Annotated in this window: 20 protein-coding genes; 7 read left to right on the top strand and 13 right to left on the bottom strand. The window is 29.2% G+C overall.

Annotated features, from left to right (window positions below):
- Positions 1-3: 3 nt before the first annotated feature.
- The 5 genes from GOY08_RS14460 to GOY08_RS14440 are packed head-to-tail and all read left to right on the top strand — an operon-like array spanning position 4 to position 3,737.
- The gene (locus GOY08_RS14460) at positions 4-1,086 is read left to right on the top strand and encodes an FAD-dependent oxidoreductase (RefSeq protein WP_158999637.1); all 1,083 of its coding nucleotides are present in this window, start codon (positions 4-6) and stop codon (positions 1,084-1,086) included.
- Entirely contained in the window at positions 1,074-1,286 is a 213-nt protein-coding gene (gene thiS, locus GOY08_RS14455; protein WP_158999636.1) for a sulfur carrier protein ThiS, read from the top strand. Before GOY08_RS14460 ends, thiS begins: the two co-directional genes overlap by 13 nt.
- Entirely contained in the window at positions 1,287-2,063 is a 777-nt protein-coding gene (locus tag GOY08_RS14450; RefSeq protein ID WP_158999635.1) for a thiazole synthase, read from the top strand.
- On the top strand, positions 2,056-2,679 hold the full coding sequence (locus tag GOY08_RS14445; RefSeq protein WP_158999634.1) for a thiamine phosphate synthase: 624 nt from the start codon (positions 2,056-2,058) through the stop codon (positions 2,677-2,679). Before GOY08_RS14450 ends, GOY08_RS14445 begins: the two co-directional genes overlap by 8 nt.
- Positions 2,652-3,737, top strand: a complete 1,086-nt coding sequence (locus GOY08_RS14440; protein WP_158999633.1) for a HesA/MoeB/ThiF family protein — start codon at positions 2,652-2,654, stop codon at positions 3,735-3,737. Before GOY08_RS14445 ends, GOY08_RS14440 begins: the two co-directional genes overlap by 28 nt.
- 3 nt (positions 3,738-3,740) lie before the next feature.
- Here GOY08_RS14440 and GOY08_RS14435 read toward each other — a convergent pair whose 3' ends face one another.
- Genes GOY08_RS14435 through GOY08_RS14410 form a run of 6 tightly spaced genes read right to left on the bottom strand, consistent with a single transcriptional unit; the run spans position 3,741 to position 8,695 of the window.
- Positions 3,741-4,664, bottom strand: a complete 924-nt coding sequence (locus GOY08_RS14435; protein WP_158999632.1) for a chemotaxis protein CheV — start codon at positions 4,662-4,664, stop codon at positions 3,741-3,743.
- Positions 4,661-5,110 carry a chemotaxis protein CheW gene (locus tag GOY08_RS14430; RefSeq protein ID WP_158999631.1) on the bottom strand — a complete coding sequence of 150 codons (450 nt, stop codon included), beginning with the start codon at positions 5,108-5,110 and terminating at the stop codon, positions 4,661-4,663. Before GOY08_RS14430 ends, GOY08_RS14435 begins: the two co-directional genes overlap by 4 nt.
- 19 nt (positions 5,111-5,129) lie before the next feature.
- On the bottom strand, positions 5,130-6,899 hold the full coding sequence (locus GOY08_RS14425) for a chemotaxis protein CheA (protein WP_158999630.1): 1,770 nt from the start codon (positions 6,897-6,899) through the stop codon (positions 5,130-5,132).
- A gap of 21 nt (positions 6,900-6,920) precedes the next feature.
- Positions 6,921-7,283: a methyl-accepting chemotaxis protein gene (locus GOY08_RS14420; RefSeq protein ID WP_268892507.1), complete on the bottom strand. Its 363-nt coding sequence runs from the start codon at positions 7,281-7,283 to the stop codon at positions 6,921-6,923.
- 23 nt (positions 7,284-7,306) lie between these two features.
- Entirely contained in the window at positions 7,307-8,041 is a 735-nt protein-coding gene (locus GOY08_RS14415; protein WP_158999628.1) for an oxygen-binding di-iron domain-containing protein, read from the bottom strand.
- 12 nt (positions 8,042-8,053) lie between these two features.
- Positions 8,054-8,695: a hypothetical protein gene (locus tag GOY08_RS14410; protein ID WP_158999627.1), complete on the bottom strand. Its 642-nt coding sequence runs from the start codon at positions 8,693-8,695 to the stop codon at positions 8,054-8,056.
- 252 nt (positions 8,696-8,947) lie between these two features.
- Between GOY08_RS14410 and GOY08_RS14405 the strand changes: the two genes are divergently transcribed.
- Entirely contained in the window at positions 8,948-10,195 is a 1,248-nt protein-coding gene (locus GOY08_RS14405; protein WP_158999626.1) for a protoglobin domain-containing protein, read from the top strand.
- On the opposite strand, the gene GOY08_RS14400 is transcribed toward GOY08_RS14405, so the two are convergent.
- The 3 genes from GOY08_RS14400 to GOY08_RS14390 form a co-directional block, all read right to left on the bottom strand.
- Positions 10,196-10,534: a carboxymuconolactone decarboxylase family protein gene (locus tag GOY08_RS14400; RefSeq protein ID WP_158999625.1), complete on the bottom strand. Its 339-nt coding sequence runs from the start codon at positions 10,532-10,534 to the stop codon at positions 10,196-10,198.
- A 73-nt stretch (positions 10,535-10,607) separates the two neighbouring features.
- Complete coding sequence (locus GOY08_RS14395) at positions 10,608-11,111, bottom strand: hypothetical protein (protein WP_158999624.1); 504 nt, start codon at positions 11,109-11,111, stop codon at positions 10,608-10,610.
- Positions 11,112-11,801: 690 nt separating this feature from the next.
- Complete coding sequence (locus tag GOY08_RS14390) at positions 11,802-14,765, bottom strand: hypothetical protein (RefSeq protein WP_158999623.1); 2,964 nt, start codon at positions 14,763-14,765, stop codon at positions 11,802-11,804.
- Between the two features lie 328 nt (positions 14,766-15,093).
- On the opposite strand from GOY08_RS14390, the gene GOY08_RS14385 reads away from it, so the two are divergent.
- On the top strand, positions 15,094-16,599 hold the full coding sequence (locus GOY08_RS14385; RefSeq protein ID WP_158999622.1) for a hypothetical protein: 1,506 nt from the start codon (positions 15,094-15,096) through the stop codon (positions 16,597-16,599).
- A gap of 12 nt (positions 16,600-16,611) precedes the next feature.
- Here the strand turns inward: GOY08_RS14385 and GOY08_RS14380 are convergent, their stop codons facing one another.
- The 4 genes from GOY08_RS14380 to GOY08_RS14370 all read right to left on the bottom strand — a co-directional run bounded on the left by GOY08_RS14380 (position 16,612) and on the right by GOY08_RS14370 (position 19,125).
- On the bottom strand, positions 16,612-17,703 hold the full coding sequence (locus GOY08_RS14380; RefSeq protein ID WP_158999621.1) for a mandelate racemase/muconate lactonizing enzyme family protein: 1,092 nt from the start codon (positions 17,701-17,703) through the stop codon (positions 16,612-16,614).
- Positions 17,700-17,981, bottom strand: a complete 282-nt coding sequence (locus GOY08_RS14375) for an HU family DNA-binding protein (RefSeq protein WP_158999620.1) — start codon at positions 17,979-17,981, stop codon at positions 17,700-17,702. Before GOY08_RS14375 ends, GOY08_RS14380 begins: the two co-directional genes overlap by 4 nt.
- A 288-nt stretch (positions 17,982-18,269) precedes the next feature.
- Positions 18,270-18,404: a hypothetical protein gene (locus GOY08_RS15650; RefSeq protein ID WP_268892506.1), complete on the bottom strand. Its 135-nt coding sequence runs from the start codon at positions 18,402-18,404 to the stop codon at positions 18,270-18,272.
- A 211-nt stretch (positions 18,405-18,615) separates the two neighbouring features.
- Positions 18,616-19,125: a DUF3015 family protein gene (locus GOY08_RS14370; protein ID WP_158999619.1), complete on the bottom strand. Its 510-nt coding sequence runs from the start codon at positions 19,123-19,125 to the stop codon at positions 18,616-18,618.
- Positions 19,126-19,429 lie beyond the last annotated feature (304 nt).

Here is a 19,429-nt window from a genome sequence, read left to right as displayed (position 1 = left end):
AAAGTGAAAGTTGCTATCATAGGAGCAGGAATTTTAGGCAGAATGTTAACTATTGACTTTTCATTGCTTGGTCACTCTGTTACTTTGTTTGAAAAAGATGATACTTGTTCTACAAAATCTAGTTGTGCCACTGCTGCTGGAATGCTTACTCCATGGTCAGAAATTTTAGAAAGTTCAGAACTTGTTTTTAAACTTGGTATACATTCATTAAAAAGATGGCAAGAAATTTTAAAATCCATAAATGCGGAAGAAATTTTAATTCATTGTGGATGCTCACATTTAGTAACAGGTACTGATAAAGAAAAAATTACATACTTATTGAAATATATAGCTAAAAAAGACCCTAATTTCTCTCCAATTGAAATGGATTCAATTTTATTTGAAAAATTTTTTATGAGAGAAAAACAAAATTTTCAATACGGGTTCTTTATTCCTAGTGAAAAGTGCCTAGATCCAAGAAATTTTATTGTAAAAAGCAATGAATATTTTTCTAAAAAAAACAATATATCATGTAATTTTAACTGCGAAATTATAAGTGATATTGATAATATTTCCACAAGATCAAATGAAAATAAATACGATATAATTGTAAATACGACTGGATATCATGCAAAAGATAATTTAAATAATTTACTTAGAGGTGTTAGAGGAGCTCTTATTGTTGTAAAAGCAAAACAAGTAAAAATAGATTGCATTGTTCGCTTAGGTCATATTCGTTATCCAATATATATAGTTCCGAGAGGAAATCAAACATTTATTATTGGTGCAACATCTCATGAAACAGAATGTTTAGATTCTATTACAATCGCTGATACATTAGAATTATTAAGTATGGCTTGCAAATTTGATTCAGGTTTTTTAGAAGCAAATATCTTAGAACATAGGGTTAATCTTAGGCCAACTTTTTTAAACTCTGAGCCAAAAATAATTAAACAAAAAAATATATTTTATTTAAATGGATTATATAGACACGGTATAACAATTAGCCCAACAATTAGTCAATATTTTACTCAATTTATCCATCATAATTACAAACTTCCAAAAAATTTAGACCAATCTATATGGGAAAAATTATGCAGCTCTTAAAAATAAAACTAAATGGTGAAGATAAAATATATACACAAACCGATATTACAATCTCTGAGATATTAGAAAAAGAACAAATCTCTCAGCAAGGTATCGCAATAGCATTAAATCATGTTCTAGTGCCTAAAGATAAAATACTTTCAGTTAAGTTACGAATGAGTGATGAAATTGAAATAGTTACCCCTTTTGAAGGAGGTTGAATGTTAGAATTATATGGAGAGAAATTAAACTCACACTTAATTATTGGTACTGCAAAGTATCCTTCATTAAATATATTAAAAGAAGCAATTATTACGTCTAATACAAGTATTGTTACTGTAGCATTAAGAAGGCTTTCCCCAGAAAAAAAAGAAAAAAATCAATTTTGGGAAACTATTAAAAATTTAAATGTCAGAATTTTACCAAATACTTCTGGTTGTTATAATGCAAAAAATGCAGTTGAAACAGCTCTATTAGCAAGAGAACTATTTGCAACTAATTGGATTAAACTTGAAATTTTTGGTGATAGCTATACTCTCCAACCAAATCCTTTTGAACTTTTAAAAGCTACAGAAGAATTAATTAGAAATGACTTTTGTGTTTTTCCATATATGACTGATGATTTAATTCTTGCTAAAGAATTAATAAATTTAGGCTGTGAAGTTCTTATGCCATGGGGATCACCCATTGGTTCGGGTAAAGGAATAATTAATCCTTATCATTTAAAAATTATGCGCGATCGTTTTCCAAAAATAAAAATTATTATTGATGCAGGAATCGGAGCACCAAGCGATGCCGCTTTTGCAATGGAGTTAGGAATGGATGCAGTTTTGTTAAATTCCGCAATAGCCCAGGCATTTGAACCAATCCAAATGGCAAAAGCATTTTCCTTAGCTGTTGAATGTGGTCGGCTGGCATATCAAAGTGGAATTATGCCTGAATCAGATTTAGCAAATGCAAGTTCACCTACTCATGGAGTCCCGTTTTATCATGTCTAATATGTTTAATCGTTTTCCATTTCATTTTTACCCAATTGTAGATAACCATTATTGGTTAAAAAAAATGATTGAAAATAAAGTTCCTATTAGTCAATATCGAGTAAAAAAAACAATTTCTACTAAGCTAGAAGAAGAAATAAAAACTGCAATTGAAATTGCAAAAGCAAATAATCATTTGCTTATCATTAATGATTTTTGGGAACTTGCTTTAAAATACAATGCTTATGGAGTTCATTTAGGCTTTGAAGACTCATTATTAGCTGATATAAATAAAATACAGCAAAGTGGATTAGTTTTTGGACTGAGCACCCACGATGAAAAAGAACTACAACATGCAATTCATTTAGAACCCAAATATATAGCGTTAGGCCCAATCTTTCCGACTTCTTCGAAGATTATGCGATTTTTGCCGCAAGGCATTAACAAAATTACACAATGGCGAGAAATAATTCCTGCAGAAATCAAACTTGTTGCTATTGGTGGAATTGAACTTTCCAATGCTGAAAAAATTTATCAATCAGGTGCAGATTGCATCTCGGTTATTAGTGATATCACAAAGGCACAGAATCCTGATGAAAGACTTCAACAATGGTTAAAGAAACAAAACCTTTTTTAAATTTACATAAATATTCTAGACAAATTTCTCTTCCATTTATTGGAATAAAGGGTCTAGAAACAATAAAAAAAAGTAAAATAATGCTTGTAGGTGCTGGTGCTTTAGCTCATAATTGTTGTCAATATCTAGCTAGCTCAGGGATAGGTGAAATTATTATTTTTGATCAAGATATTATAGAAGAATCAAATTTACCAAGACAAATTTTATTTACAAAAAAAGATCTTGGTAAAAAAAAAGTTGAAGTATTATCAAATTACATAAAAAATCATTATCCTGAAACAAAAATTAAAGTTTATGACTGTTTTTTTACAAATCAAAATAATATCAATTTTCCCAAAAATATAGATTTAATTATTAATGCAAGTGATAATTTTACTACCAGAAAAAAAATAAACGAATTCTCAATTCAGCATTCCATCAGCTGGATTGATATGGGTGTCTTAGCAATGAACGGACACGTAGCACTATTCCAACCAGGCCAAGGATGTTTTTCCTGCTTATTCCCAAATATTGAATCATCTGAAGTTAACTGTTCTTTATTTGGAGTATTACCTTCTGTTTGTGGACTCATTGGTTCATTTGTTGTTAATGAAACAATAAAATTTTTGACCTGCTTAAATCAAAATAAAGTAAATACATATTACCAATTTAATTTTAAGGAGAATAATTTTAAAAAATTTTTTTGGGTCAAAGATCAATCCTGCTTTACTTGTAAAGATTTAATAAAAACTGAACAAAAAAATACAAATAGGGAAAATTTATACTTAATTTCCTATGATGAGTTTAAAAACCAATCTAGTCTGAATTCTGTAAAAATAAATTTCAATATTCGTCAAGAAAAGCATGAACAATATGACTTAGATTTTAATATAAGTGAAAAACTTTTCCAATCAATTTTGAATAGTAATATAAAACTAATTAAATCAATACTAAATGAACAAAAAATAAATATTGAAAGTACATTTTATTTTTTCTGCAATTATGGAATAAAAAGTAAAATTGCTTGTGAATTTTTTAGAAAAAATGGATTTAATGCTTTTTATTCAAAAAAAATTTGACCTTTAATTTTTTAATATTTTAGTTAGTGAATCTAATAAAACATCTTCACTAAACTTTGTGATCATAATACCAAGTTTATCTTTTTCTAAATCTTTACTTAATTCACTGTTTGATATTGATGAATGGAATATTATGGGCATAACATCTGAAGTATGATTTGATTTATATTCACGAATCATATCAATTCCATTCATCATAGGCATTTCAATATCAGTAATTACAAAGTCATAATGATTTTCCAATAAGAGATTTAAACCTTCTTTTCCATTACTTGCTAAATCCAATTGCATTTCGTATTTTTCAAAGAATTTTTTAGCTAGTAATTGATAAACTTTAGAATCTTCAACAACCAAACCTTTTTTACCTTTGAAGTTTATAGATAACTCTTTTTTTTCTGTGTGAAGTTTGCCTATGTTCATTCCTAAAGTACTCAAATATTTTTCTATATCAAATAAGTAACGATAAATACCATTCTCTTGAATAATACCTGATACAAAAAAAGATTCGTTATCATTCCATAATTCAGGAGGAGGCAATACTTGAGAGTTTGGTACAGTTTTTATTTTTCGAGTAGCATCTACTATAATACCTACAAGAATTGATAAGACATGACAAATAATAATTCTTTTCTTAACATTTTTTTTCTTTTCATTTGCTTTACTAGCATCCTGTTTAGTAAAGTACTGCTCCTTTATAATTTTGCTAATATCTAAAACGGGAATAGGTTTACCATGCATATCTATCATATACACAAAAGGAGGCATAACACCTGGCAATAGTGAGTATTGACTTTCTTCAAAAACCGCAGAAATTTTTTGTACGTTTAAAGCTAAATGTAATTCATTTTCTTCGTTCCGTAAAGAAAATGGTAAGATTATTATAGTCTTTCCATCAATTGTATTTAACAACTGCTCATTATTAATCATAAATTGCCTTTTAATAAATTATCAAAATTACTTTCATCAATATACATTGCAGGAGTATCATTTAAATTTAATGTTTGTCCTGGTAAAATGAACGGAGAATTGATTGAGCATTTACTAATTTTATCTACTTGTATTGCAGTTAAATGTTCTGATGAGAATTCAAGAATAATTACTTTAGTGTATTCTTTCTTTTTTGATTCTTTAATTTTTTCTAATTGAATGAGAGGAATAACAAGACCTCTTACATTTATTATGCCTAAATGATAATTTATTTTTTCAGGATAAGGTGTGAATTCTATTTTTTCAATAATTTCTTTTACATTTTTAATATTTACTGCATAATATTTTTCAAAAGCAAGGAAGCGAACTAAATTTTGCTCGTTAACTTCAGCAACTAGCATTTCTTTATCAATTTGCATTTGTTGAATTTTTTCTAAATTTAACATAACTCACCATTCTAAAAATTTAAATTTTTTCATTCATTTTATCAAAATTTTCACAATATTTACTTAAAGAAATTAAAAAAGTCGGTTCCCCAGTTGCTAAAATAGAGATACCTGTTACATATGGAAATTTAGGTGCACCTTGAGGATATTCCTTTAAAACAATTTCAGCATTTTCAATAAATTCACCAATTTGTACAGCGAAAAACTTTCCAGTCTTTCCAATAATACAAATAGATAACTTATCTTTTTTTTCATACAACTGAGATTTCTTTTTATAATGACAAAACAAACCATCTTCAATATTTATGCATTTTATAAAATCATTTTTTCTTTTAAAATAAAAATCATTCCCATTTTTTTTGACTTCAGAAATATTTATTTTTTTCAATTCTAGTACTTCGGTATTTAAAATTGCAAATTTTATGTTATTTGCTCTAGCTATAATAACTGGTACAACAGACATTCCTAAAGGTAATCTTATTGTAAATTCAGTGCCCTTATTTACCTCAGTAAATATAGATAAATATCCTCCCATACTGTCAACATATGATTTGACAGAATCCATTCCAATTCCTCTGCCTGAAACTTCACTTAATTTATCTACAGTACTAAATCCTGGCAAGAATATTAAATTAATAATTTCTTCTTTAGTATGCACATTACTAATATCTAAACCTTTTTTAGCAGCTGAATTTAAAATTTTATTTTCATCTATTCCTCTTCCATCATCACTTACGGAAATAACAGCTTCATTTGCAATAATTTGAATTGATAATTTTATTTTTGCTTGTGGAGATTTGCCTTTTTCTAATCTTTCTACTCTTGTTTCAATTCCATGATCCATGGCATTGCGAGTCAAATGAATTAAGGGTTCAGCTAAAGAATCTACTATTTTTTTATCAATTTCTACATCTTCCCCTTCAATAGATATTTGTATTTCTTTATCTATATGCGTTTCAAGATATCCCCTTATTGTTTTTTCCATTCTCCTTAATAGACTCCTCACTGGAGTCATTCGCATAGACATTGAAACATTTTCTATCTCACCTATACTTTTTCGTAGCGAATTATCAAGTAGTTCCCAATCTTGAAAAAAATTTTCATATCCAATTTGATTTGCTCGATATTGCTCAACTAAATAACGCATTTGATTTCTTATTAAAAATATTTCCGAAATAATATCATAATTTTTTTGCAGTCTTTCTATAGGAACCCTAATAAAATCATTGATACCTTTTTTTGAATCATTGTTATTTTTATTTCCTTCCAAAGATTTTGGATCTTGCGAGGTCACATCATTGTTTATTTTTGTAAAATTTCTCACCTCTTCAATTTCATTTTTATTAAATATCTCAAATTCTTTTCCAACACTTGCCTCTTCTTGTATTTTTTGAATTCTAACATCAACTTCATTTTTAGCAAATATTTCCATTTCACCTTTAGCGCCATCATCAGCATTATACTTTTCTGAATTTCCCTCACCAGTTACAATATTTTCTAAGTAATCAAAAAACTTATTGATTTTATCAATTGTTGTTTTATTAATTAAATGTTCTTTATTTTTAAAATCAAAAAGAGTTGTTTCTAAATCGTGAGCATATTTTTTAACATCATTATATCCAACTGTTCCTGCATTTCCTTTAATAGTATGAATTACTCTTAAAATATCCCGAAAACTTTCAACTTTATTTTCAGTTTCAAGTAAGTGATCTAATGAATTTCTGCTTCTTTCTATTAAATCAGAAATTTCCTCATTAAAAACTTGTAGTAATTCATTATTTATTTCCATAAATACCTAATAATTAAAGTTTCAAATAACTTTTTTTTGCTTTGTTGCTTTAACCATGTCTTTTGTTTCTACAAAAAATTCCCGTAAGCTCTCAAAGCCATCTCGAAATAACTCAACAGCAGTTTCTATTTCTGAAATAGAATCTTGTGTTTTTTCAGCTAAACGGGCAACCTCATCAGCTACAACAGCAAACCCTTTACCAGATTGTCCAGCTCTTACAGCTTCGATGGAAGCATTTAAGGAAAGCAAATCAGTCTTTGTTGAGATATCACGTACTGTGAAAACCATTTTTTCAATTTTACTCAAAGCAACAGATAATTCTTCAACTTTTTTTTCTGATGTCAGCATTTTTGTCAAAATATTTTCTAAATTACTTTCTTCCATAAACTCCTCCATCAAATTTCATTTTATTTTGCTTTTCCAACTTCAAGATCTTCAAGCCAATCCAAAAAAAGTTGGACATTTTCTCCTGCAAATACAGACCCATGTTGCGGACAAAGTAAACTAGGATTTAATTTTCTGACTCTTTGAACCCATTTATTTTTTGCAGTATTTGATGGCATCCAACGTTGATGGAACTTTTCCATATATTTAATATGCTCTTTAAAATCTTCTACCACTGTTGGATAGTCTAGCGGAACTAAAGCTGCGCCCATATCTCCACTAAATAATATTTTTGCTTCAGGATCAAAAAAATGAAAATTGCCCGAAGAATGGCAGTAATGAGCTGGTACAAATTCAAATTTTCTTTGATTGAAATCTAGAGCAAGTCCTTCATCTGGTAAAGTAACAAAATTTTTTACATATTCTCCACCAAAATGTGCAATAAATCCAGCCCAAAGCCATGACATATACACTTTAGCATTAGGAGTAAGACCCAACCACAATTGCAATGAGGACATGACATCAGGATCTTGATGACTGCACAAATATGCTTTAATACTTTTGACATCTAGTATTTCTGAAATGGAAGTCAAAACCATAGGAAATATTTCAATTCCACCCGGATCTAGTAAAATTGCCTCTTGATTTACAATAATGGCATATTCATTTGTATCAATGACGTTCGTCTTTTTTTGCGGATCTCTTGCTAGCATGATCCATTTACAATTCTCATTTTCGTACAAGATTTTAGACAGCATAAATCGTTTCCATCAAAAGTTAAATAATATATTTTTTATTATTCTTGATATTTTTTTTAAAATTGAAAAAAGCTTATCTATACTATTAATCGTTATATCAAATGAGTTAAATAAACTTTCACTTAAAGTTTTTATTGCGTGATAAGCAGTTCCTTCTAATTGAATAGCTTCAATTTGCAAACAATTGTAAACACCAAATAGTTTGTATTGCAATTGCAATATTGTTTTCAAATACGTTTTTGCTTGATATATATGCGATACTAATTCCTGAATTAAAAGATGATCATTTATTTTTAATTCATACATTTTTTCTTTAATTAAATTTTTATTTACTAAAATTGTCTTACTATTATGTTCTAAATGATATTTACTATTTAATGTATTATTTGACATAATTTTTAGAGTTAGATTTAATATAGTATTTACTTCGTTCTTATTTTTAGTTATATAATTGTGCATTTTTTTTGCAGAATGCGCAATATGATTTGAAATTTCAGTATAAATACGAATTGACTTACCCGTCTGTCCAGCTGTTACAGCAGCATTCATTGCAATTTCATTTAGACAATCTGCTTCATTATTTAAAAAATTAAATTCTTTTCGTAAATCAGCAAGTATATTAAATAAATTTTTAAGACTTTGTTCTGAGTGCATACTTTTCTTCCATTCAAACAATTACACTCACCTTTCGTAACTTAGTTGAAGTCCTTCATTAAAATGTCAAAACACCATCTCTGATATTTTTTACCTACTAATTTTTTTAAAATTATTACTATATGAAATTCCTATAAATATATCTTTTTTTTAAAAATTTTCTAATTAAAATATCCAAAACCATTTTTTCTGACTATCCTTTGCCTATAAATATGTTAAATTTACTTTAAGACTCCAATTAAGGATGAGAATATGAATGACGAATATAATGAATATTTGAAAAATTATTTTATCAATAGTCCTATTGCTGAGTTTGAAAAATATTTAAACTTTGATGAGAAAAAAAAAGAAACAGCAAAAAAACTGAGTTCTATTTTAAAAGAAAATATAGAAAGCGTATTAAAAGACTTCTATGACTTTAATTTAAATAATGAAAAAACCAAAAAATTTTTTCATGGTAGTGCAGAAGTAGAGCGCTTAATGAAAACTAATCGAAATTATATACCATATTTATTCTCTGGACCATTTGATATAGAATATTACTCTGAAAAAATAAAAATTGGATATTTACACTTTAAACGGGGAATACCCAATGATGCTTACTTAGCTTCCTTAGGTACTCTAAGTTCAGCAATAAATAAAATTTGGAAAACAAAATTTTCGGATATAATAGAATTGTTTGAGGCACAATCTATTACCACTGATTTATTATTTATTGAAGTTTACTTTACTATTAATACTTACTATTCATTTTTAGAGAAAAAACTTGTAAATGAAGAAACAAAAGTAAAAGAAATTTTAAATAATATAAAAGATGCATACTTTATAATTGATAAAAATTTAATAGTAAGTGATGTAGTCTCAAGATCATGTCATATTATTTTTGAAACAGATATAGCTGGAAAAGATTTTCCAACTGTATTCACAGATCCAAGAGTAAAAAGAGGTGACATATTAGTTTTAGCTATAAAACAATATTTCGAAAATTTATTTAATCTTGAATCAATTTTCAATATGTTTCCTTCTACTATTGAATTTTATAATAAAACCTTAAAATTATCTTATACACCTATTTTAAATATCAATAAAAAACCTGAAAAAATAGTAATTTGTGCTACAGATATATCAGAACATATAAAGAATCAGCAAGTCATAGAAGACAATAATGCTAAAAATATTTCTTTAATAAAAATTATAAAACAAAAAAATGAATTTGAAAATATGTTAAAAACAATAGCGACTAAAAACATTACTCTATTAGATTGTGATGACATAGCTACAGGTAAAACAATATTGCATGAATATAAAAATTTATTTGCAAGTTTTGGATTATTGCATATCTCATCGTTGATAAGCAATTTAGAGCTCGAATTACTTGCTAAAGAACATGTTGAAAAATTTAATGTAAAAGAGTTTTTATCCTTATCATGTTGCATGATTTCTGATCTATTGAAAAAATATTTAGAAGAAAATTACGATATTTTAGGAATTGCAAGTTGATTATTTCGTGTGATCAGCAACTGCATCCATAACACGAGCGGCATACACCATAGCTGCCCCTGCATTAAGTGCAATTGCAACTCCAAGAGCTTCAGAAATTTCATCTAACGTTGCACCATGCTTTAACGCCTCTTTTGTATGAACAGATATGCAACCATCGCATCTAGTGGTAACAGCAACTGCAATGCCAATTAACTCACGAATTTTAGGAGTTAAATGATTAGTTGATTTTCCAGCATCAGTAAGTGTCTTATAGCCTTTAATTGTTTCTGGACTGTGTTTGGCTAATATTTTAACTCTTTCTGCTATTTCTTTGCGATATTCTTCCCAATTTAGCATACACAGTTTCCTTCTATGTTAGATGAATTAAGGTATCTTTTATAAGATTATAGCATAATATTTAAAAAAAATGTTAAACTTCTAGCTCTAATTGTACTGGTGCTACCGTGTCATTTTGCCACCAACCTACATTGAGAAACTTAATCTGATATTTTCCTGCACTAGTTTTAAATACTTCTACATATGCATTGAAATGAATATCAACAATTGAATACTTATTAGCACAAAATTGACCTTTTAATTGATGATCAATGAAAATATCTATAACTACTCCATGTCTAATTTGAAAGCCTAAAATACTAATCCATGAGCAAGCAATATTTTTTTCTTTTAGTTTTAAATGAAATATATTATTAACATATAGGTCGTCACCATTGTAAAAATAACCATATTCTTCAATATTAACTTTATTATAGCCCATCATATGAATAGGGTATAGCGTATATTTAATATAAGAATCATTTATAAATTCTAGAACTTCATTCGTTTTGTTAAAGATAAGAAATCTTGAAGTAGCATATACATTATTTCTGACAAATGTAGAAATTATAATTATAAATAATAAAAAATATTTCATTTTAAAATCCTCCAATAAATTTATTAAATTTTTACCTTCACATTTTTAATTAACACTTCTTCATTTTTAAATAAATAACTTTATTCATTTTTATTATTCTAAAATAGGAGAATAATTAATCTAAATTTTAATTAATTACTTATACTAATCTATTAAAAGAAGTATATTAAAAGTTTTCTAAGCCAAAATTTATTTTTTTTTAATTTTAAAAACATCCTAATTTTATTTAGGTTGAAAAATAAAATTTACTACTAACAATTTTTAAGAAAATTTAAATTAATTTGCGATAAATATTAAATTATTTAAATTGCTTTTTAAACAATTAACTTACTTGCTTAATTTCTCTACTTTAGAAATAGGTAGGTCTGTTAATTTACTGATAATTTCAATGGGAAAATGATTGGCTAAAAGGTTTAAAACGATTTCTTTATTTTGTTTGTATTCAACAATCTGAACTTCCTCACTTTTCCTTTAGCAAAACCAAAATCATCATTAAATAATTTTAATACAAATTGCCCAATTAATGAAATAGAATTTTGTATCTTCGATGAAAAAGAATTATCATTTGACAATATCTTCTCTTTAGATAATCCACCAATTTGTATAAAATATTTATTTTCAAAAGAAATTTATTAAAATAATAAAAAACCACCTCAGTTAAGGTGGTTTTTTATAAGTGAAACATTATTTTTAATTACTAGCCTCTTTAGCAGCACTTTCCATCCATAATGTAAAGATATCAGTTGGGGTTAAAGAACTAGTTTTATTTTTCTGTTCCCATCTACCATCTACAATTGCATCTTTTTGCAAACCGTCTTGAAATAGTGTTCTATTAAATAAAGGAAAGTTTGAACCAGAAGCTGGACAAGCATTAAAAAGGTAACGAATACCTGTTTTAGGATCAGTGCAATCAGTAGAATAGAAAATATTTGCATTTTCTTTTTTATTTGCAAGATTATAAGCAAAGTTAAAAGTAATTAATTGTGTATTTATATTTGTTGAATAAGCATTATTGATTTTAGATTGATTTCCATAAAGCAATGAATTTATGATATCAGACTTATTCACATTATAACTCATCGCATTTAATGGCTCAGAAATAAGACGCGCAGTTCTTACAGCCGTATCTCCATGCGCAAATGTACCGTCATGAGATTTGTTTAATTCCATTTTACCGAAACATTTCTTTACATCTGGATTATAATTTGTCGCCGCATTTCCATCATACCCTAAGGCTGAACAAACTCCTCCATCTGAAGTTTTTTCACCTAAATTTATAGTATAAAAGCGATCTTCAGGTTGAAATGCAAAAAGTTGTGATCCTACAGCAGGAATATTAAAGCTTGTTAACGGATTATTAGGAATTTGTGTACTTCCATACACAGCATCAAATACCGTATCCATTGCTTTTTTAGCAATTAATGATTGAGTATAAGGAACAACTCCATCTTGGGTAGAATGTAAGAAGATAATTGATCCAGGAGAAGATTTCCGTTCCTTCATTAAAATGTCTAAATATGGTTTGAGTATTACTGATAAAGGATTTTTCTTTTGTTCTTCAGGCAATGTAGAAATAAATTTCTTTAAACTTTCGTCTAATTTACCCAAATTTAAAAGATTTTTTATAATACTTGCTTTTAACTCTACGCTTGGATTATTAAAACTTAATTGAGGAAATTCTTTTGCTGAGTATAATGATGCTCCAATAAAATTTATAATATCTGTTAATTTATCCAAAGGAATTTTATACACACTAGCAGAAATAAGTAAATTAGTTAAAATTGTAAATTTATCTGCTTCATTGGAAATTAATAAATTTTTTATTGCATTATCAAAATCTGAAATAAAATTTGTAAAATTCTCAACTTCGTCTTCATTAATTAGAGGTTTAATTTCAGGTACTATTTTATCACCTAATTTAACAGATTTTTGACCTTTTACTAAAATATTATATATCGAACATGAATTATTACCTGGTATTGTAACATCTGCTAGATAATTGCATTCTTTAACATTGACTTTATTTTGATTTGCAGAAATAATAGAATCATTAATCATTAGCAATAAAGAATTATCGGCAGTTAATTTATCACTAACAAGACCTTCTAAAAAATCTAAAATTGGTTTAAATTTTTCATCATTTTTTAATTTCGGAAATAAAACCGAATTAAATGTTCTTGTAATTTCACTTATAGTAACATTCCAATTTTGCATTCCCACTGAAATATAAGGGGATAAAAAGACGATATCAGAAGCAGCAATCCATCCAACCAATTTATCTAATACTTGTTGGTCTTGCCCAATTGGAGCTATTCTGTAATCAGTAATATAAGAATTCTTTTTGAGATCTGGTATCATAGGTAAAGCATTTAAAATACTTGTATCATAAATATTACCCGCTAACATATTTTGAGTAACAATTCTAAAACTGCCAATTAACAATGTTGAAGGCGTATAAAATAACCCTGCAGAACTAAAGAGAGGAAGAATAGGCGGATTTTTAAGATCAATATTCCCCAAACCTCCTTCTAAAGTACTTTTAAGCATTATCCCCGTTCTTCCAATTGCTGCTAATAAAGTTGCACCACCACGGCTATCAGAAACTCCAATAGTTTTAGGACCAGTAAGCATTTGTAAAAGTAAATTGTTATTTGAGTAATAATCTAAATTTAAATTAAAATCAGAATCAATATTTGACTTTACTATTAATGGCTTCATGGAAAAAGCCATTCTTGAAATTGCATTATGCAATCCTAAAAAAGCATTAACATCATTATCCAATGGTGATTTTACACCTTCTCCAGTTACTGCTGCTTTAATTACGTTACCTTTTGCGTCCCCACAACTGCGTATGAAGTTATTCTCAACTGAACCACCAATTGTTGTAATAGAACAAATAGGTTCACCCGGAAAGCTTGGTGCAGCAACAATTCCTTTTCCTAAATTATTTTGGAGAATGGTTGCGATATTTCGGAAAGAAATGCCAGCGTCACCACCATGCGCATACATTATTACTTTAAACTTTTCATCATCACTTTTTTTATCAGGTATAGTAACAATGGAAGAATATTTTTGATCCGAACCATTTAATTTATAAATGAGCACATATGCTGTACCTTCAGCAAAATCACTCGTATCTACTTTTCCTTCTTTGGTAGAATAAATTTTAAATTTTGAATCTTTATTTATACCACTGAGCGTTTTGATTGCACTTAGATCGGTTGGTGTTACCTTATCTCTTTCATAATAAGGAATTGAAATAAATTCTGGTTTTGTTACTTCTGTCAATTGATCAGCAAAACCAGCTTCTACCAAAACATCAGCTAATTTTTTTACACTCACAATTTCTGTAGCTTGTGTTTTTGCACCTATTTGACTTACATAATTTTGAACTAATTTTGTTACTTCAGCATACTTAGCACTACCAGCTACAAAGTTTTGCGGCATTTCACTTAAGTTTTTTACAAGCCCCGCTTTATCTGTAGCAGGCACAGCTTGATCACAACCAGGAACACCAACTTTAGCAGCAAACGCGTCCCATTTTTGACAATTTATCTTTCCTTCTTTCTGCATATCCGTATTGCCTTTAAAATTACAACCAACAATGGCAAGGCAAGAAAGAAAACTAGAGACAGAATAAACAATACGGCGCATATCAATTCCCTCTTTTAATTAGGCAAAAGAGTACTACAAGTACAGTAATACTTAATATAAAATTTATTTTTCTTGTACGGAGTTCCTCTAAAATACTCCACCCCAACCTTTTTCTCTCTCTAAGATAATCAAATAGTTGGCTTGTTATTGTAAGTATACTTTTCTAAAAAATTTGGCAAGTATCAATTAAAAATTGTTTGAGTTGCAAAAGAAATATTTAGGTGCTAATTAAAACTTGTATTTACCTAACCTCTCTCTCTAAATTTTTGGTTGGCTTTTTTTAAAACATTTTTTTATTTCCTATTTAAAAGCATTTAGAGGGACATATATGCTTCGCTTTTCAAGTAAAAATATAAAGAAATTTCTCGTCAAAAAAAATTTAATAAATTCTTCTCTAATTGCTATCTTGGGAAGCTCACTTACTTTTCAAAGTACTGCATTTTGTAAAGAAATTAATGAAAAGAATTCATCAAATATTGCACAAAATACAAATGCAACAGATGAGAAGAATGAAAATCATAAAATAGATCCAACTGCAGACGTGGCTGGAGGACTGGGAGAAAAGGGAAGAACTCCTCCTAAATATGCTGTTCTGCAAACAGGAAAAACGTTACCAGAAGGCATATTTAAAATAGATTTACCTTTAGCTTACAGTTTTGGCAATCAAGGATTTGATAGCAATGGAAAGAAAGTAGACAACGGAATTTCCATGAAACGGTTCATTACAGGGATTGCAATTCAATACGGATTAACCAATTCTCTGTCTGTTGCTGTAGGTTTCCCATATACTGCTTCTTACCAACTAGGAATGAATGGTGATAGCGTAGCCGCAAATTCCGAATTATATGCGAAATATTATAACCATGTTCTCCACGATCTCTCTACTAAACTATCCCAGAATGCCAATGGTTTTTTGTGCGGATCTAACGTAACCCCAGACACTTGTGCAAGTTTTATCAATGGCGGTGGATCATTAAATAACTCTACGACCTTAACTATCCCTCTCCCAACAGGTGAAACATTTACATTTAACTCAGCTAGCCCCTTGAAGGATCAAATTAGAAATATCTTACTCACAGCTTCACAACCAACAAATGGTGCTTCCGGTTTAGGTGATATTCAAGTTGGTGTTTTATGGAGCGTTATTTCAGAAGAATCTCCTATCAGACACGTGCCATTGTATTTTTCAGTCGGTGGTGGTTTGCGTATACCTACAGGAAAATTTAATTTAGTAACTGCAATGCGCTCTACTGGCGGCGATGGTACCTTAATTACTGGTGGTGGAACTTATGATGCCATCGCGCGTTTAAACCTAGATTATGTAGTTGTCCCTGGAGTTATTTTAAGCTGGCAACATCAAGCTGAATATTCAATCAATAAAGTGAATTTACGTAGAACAAGTATGCTAGATAATACATCTTTTAACACTGCCGACACATCTACTGGTGACGGCCAAGGAAATGATCTAGAGTTTTGGCGCAAAGGATTACACCACATCGGATTTTTACAAGCCTCTTGGGGATTAGGAAATGTTTCTTCTAACTTTAAGTGGCTAGGTTTATATACACAAGCCAAATATAATATTGCAGCAAAAGCCTATTTAAATGGGCAACCTGTTTACACCGTGGGTGATCAATTTTATTTAGGAGAATCTTCCATGCACCCAGACCATGGATATGAACAATACTATTCAGTTGTTGTTGGATCAAAATTTAGTGGATTACCTTACATGATTCCTGCAGAGTTTAGTGCTGAATTTGAATACCCATATGCTGGTTACAACCGCATGGTTTCCCCAATGAATGCAAAAGGAGTATTATCAATTTATTTTTAATGCTTGCTGAAATTAAAAATACTCAACATTTAAAATATCTTTAATGCCAAGCCCAGCAGCATTTTCACTCAATGATAAGATGTTGCCATCTAGTGTAACACCACCAACCACCGGATTTTCAGCTAACAATGCTGGAGAATCTAAATCGCAACGAACAATCGTTTTTTTAGCAGCCGCTAAATGCGCAGCTGCTGTTACTGCAACTTGGCTTTCTAGCATGCAACCCATTATACATTCCATTCCTACTGCCTCAGCAATATTTAATATTTTTTGTGCTTGATAAATTCCGCCAGCTTTAGCCAATTTAATATTAATCATATCAGCTGCTTTTTTAGCACATATTTTAAATGCGTCGAAGGGAGTAAAAACCGATTCATCAGCCAAAATAGGTGTCATTACATGCTGTGTTACGAATTTTAGGTCATCAATTCTGCTAGCTAAAACAGGTTGCTCAACAAAATCAATATTAAGTCCTGCATTTTCTATTTTTTGAATAAGACGTACAGCTTCTTTAGCACCCCAAGCTTGATTGGCATCGAGACTTATTTTTATTTTATTTCCAACAGCGGAGCGTACATTACTTACCCTATCAAAATCAAAATTAGTGTCTAAACCTAATTTTAATTTTAAATCAGAAAAACCATCTTCTAAAGCAACTAATGCGTCGGCAACCATAACATCAGAAGAGTTTGCACTTATAGTTACGGAAGTAAATGTTAAATTACGAAAACCACCTAGTAGTTTATATAAAGGTAAATTTAAAGATTGTGCATACAAGTCATAAATTGCCATATCTAGAGCAGATAAGGCTGATGTATTATGTACCAAAGAAACATGAATTTTAGACATTATGCTTTCAATACTAGCAATTTCTTGTCCAATAACCCTTGGTAATAAAACATTTTTTAAGGTATGGTAAATAGAATCTTGAGAGTCACCTGTAATAGCTACAGTAGGTGCGGCACTGCCAAAGCCAATCAAGCCAGACTGAGTGATAAGTTTCACAATGATGTCTTCAGCAAAATAAACAGTTCTTAAAGCCGTTTTGAATGGCCTTTTTAAAGGGACTTTTATTTTGCCGATTTTGACATCAACAATTTTCAACCTAAACCATCCACACGTTGGCGAAGTTCAAGACCAGTTTTCCAGAAAGGAAGTTTTTTCTCTGGTACTTCGATCTTTTCTCCAGTTTTTGGATTACGTCCATCATAGGACTTATATTTACGCACAGTAAATGCTCCAAATCCACGGATTTCTACACGCCCGTCCTCAGTTAATGCTTCTGAAATTGTATCAAAAAACATATTGATCAATTCTTCCGCCTGTGGAGAGGTAACATCCGCCTTAGAAGAAAGAATTTCGATTAGTTCGCTTTTTACCATAAAAGGGACTCCAGTGAAAACGTGCAATGGGAATGGGATCTTTTCAGATCCCGCTTACAGTATATGAAATAATCAATCTCATAGAAATGAAAATTTTTCAAAGTTTTGGCACCCAAAAAATTAAAAAAAATACGAAGAATCTTCTTAACCACATCCCGAATATAAGTTTTGGCATTTCTTTTCATCAGATAAGCAAAGTTATATGCCAAAAAAGTCTTTAATTTATAAGGATAAATCAACTAAAAAATATGTAAGACATAGTTTAATTCTATCGAAATAGTGAAGGAGCTATTTTGACTCAATAGAAACTACCAAAGTATCAAAGTGATTTAACAGAAAAGCTGTATATGAACCCAAAAACCCTTCAAGCATATTTCTATTTTGGGAAGCAAAATCAATTTCAGGAAGTGCACAAATCATCATCACCAAAACCTTCTGGAAGAACCTTCTCACTCATTTAGATAATACCTTCAACTTCTAGAACCAAATTTGAAGAGATTTCTATTTCCTAATCCAATTTTTCTTTTAACTTTTTATCAACAGAAGGAGTATTTTTTCATTCAAGCACTTAATATTAGAAGTCAGTAGTTATCTATTTACTAAAGTATTAAGTACGGAGTAATTTATTAATCTTCTATATGGTGCCTTTTAAACATTTATTTACTAGAGATGGATTTGTTTTGATTTTAAAATTCATACTCTCAACAATTTGATCAGTATTACTTGATGTAAATATCTCACTATAATTAGTTTGTAGTAATGTAGCAAAATCTTGATAAGCATTATCCTCACAACCAGAGATAATAGCCAAACCTTTCAATGTTTCGCCGTTTCCTTGTGCAGCTTCTTTTTGCAGTGTTACATAATTTACAACAATATAATCTTTTTGTTCTTGGTACCTTGTTAAAGCTCCGCTCGCATTGCAATTAGATGTTCCGGTTGTTATTCCAAGTGTTTGTGTAAAAGTTAAATTATTTGTTGTTGCAGCTAAAACTTGTTTCCACCATCTATTGTCGGAAAAAATAACCGATCCTAATCCGCAACCTGCAGCACCAGCTGCATAAACATTTTGAAAAGACACAACGCAATATAAAATCCAGCTAAGAATAAATAGCTTACTTTTAGCAATGTGAATGATTGACATACTCACCCACCCTCCAATTATTAAATTGTATTAAGTCAAAACTAACAATTCTTATGATACATATTTGAAAAAAAAATAGAATTACATAACTGTCAATTATTTTATTATTTAAATTACATAATAAGTTTAAAAATTTTTTTATATTTTCTAAAAAAACATATTAGAACGAAATGCTAGAAAAAAAATAACAATTACCAAGATAAAAAATAAAATGTTTTTCATATAGTTTTGCACTAGGATAGTCCTAAAATAAAAATTTGATAAAAATATCTTTTTATTATCTTAACACATAATATCTTAAAAT

This window comes from Pigmentibacter ruber, from assembly GCF_009792895.1.
GTDB lineage: Bacteria > Bdellovibrionota_B > Oligoflexia > Silvanigrellales > Silvanigrellaceae > Silvanigrella > Silvanigrella rubra.
This window is presented reverse-complemented; position numbering and strand designations above follow the sequence as displayed.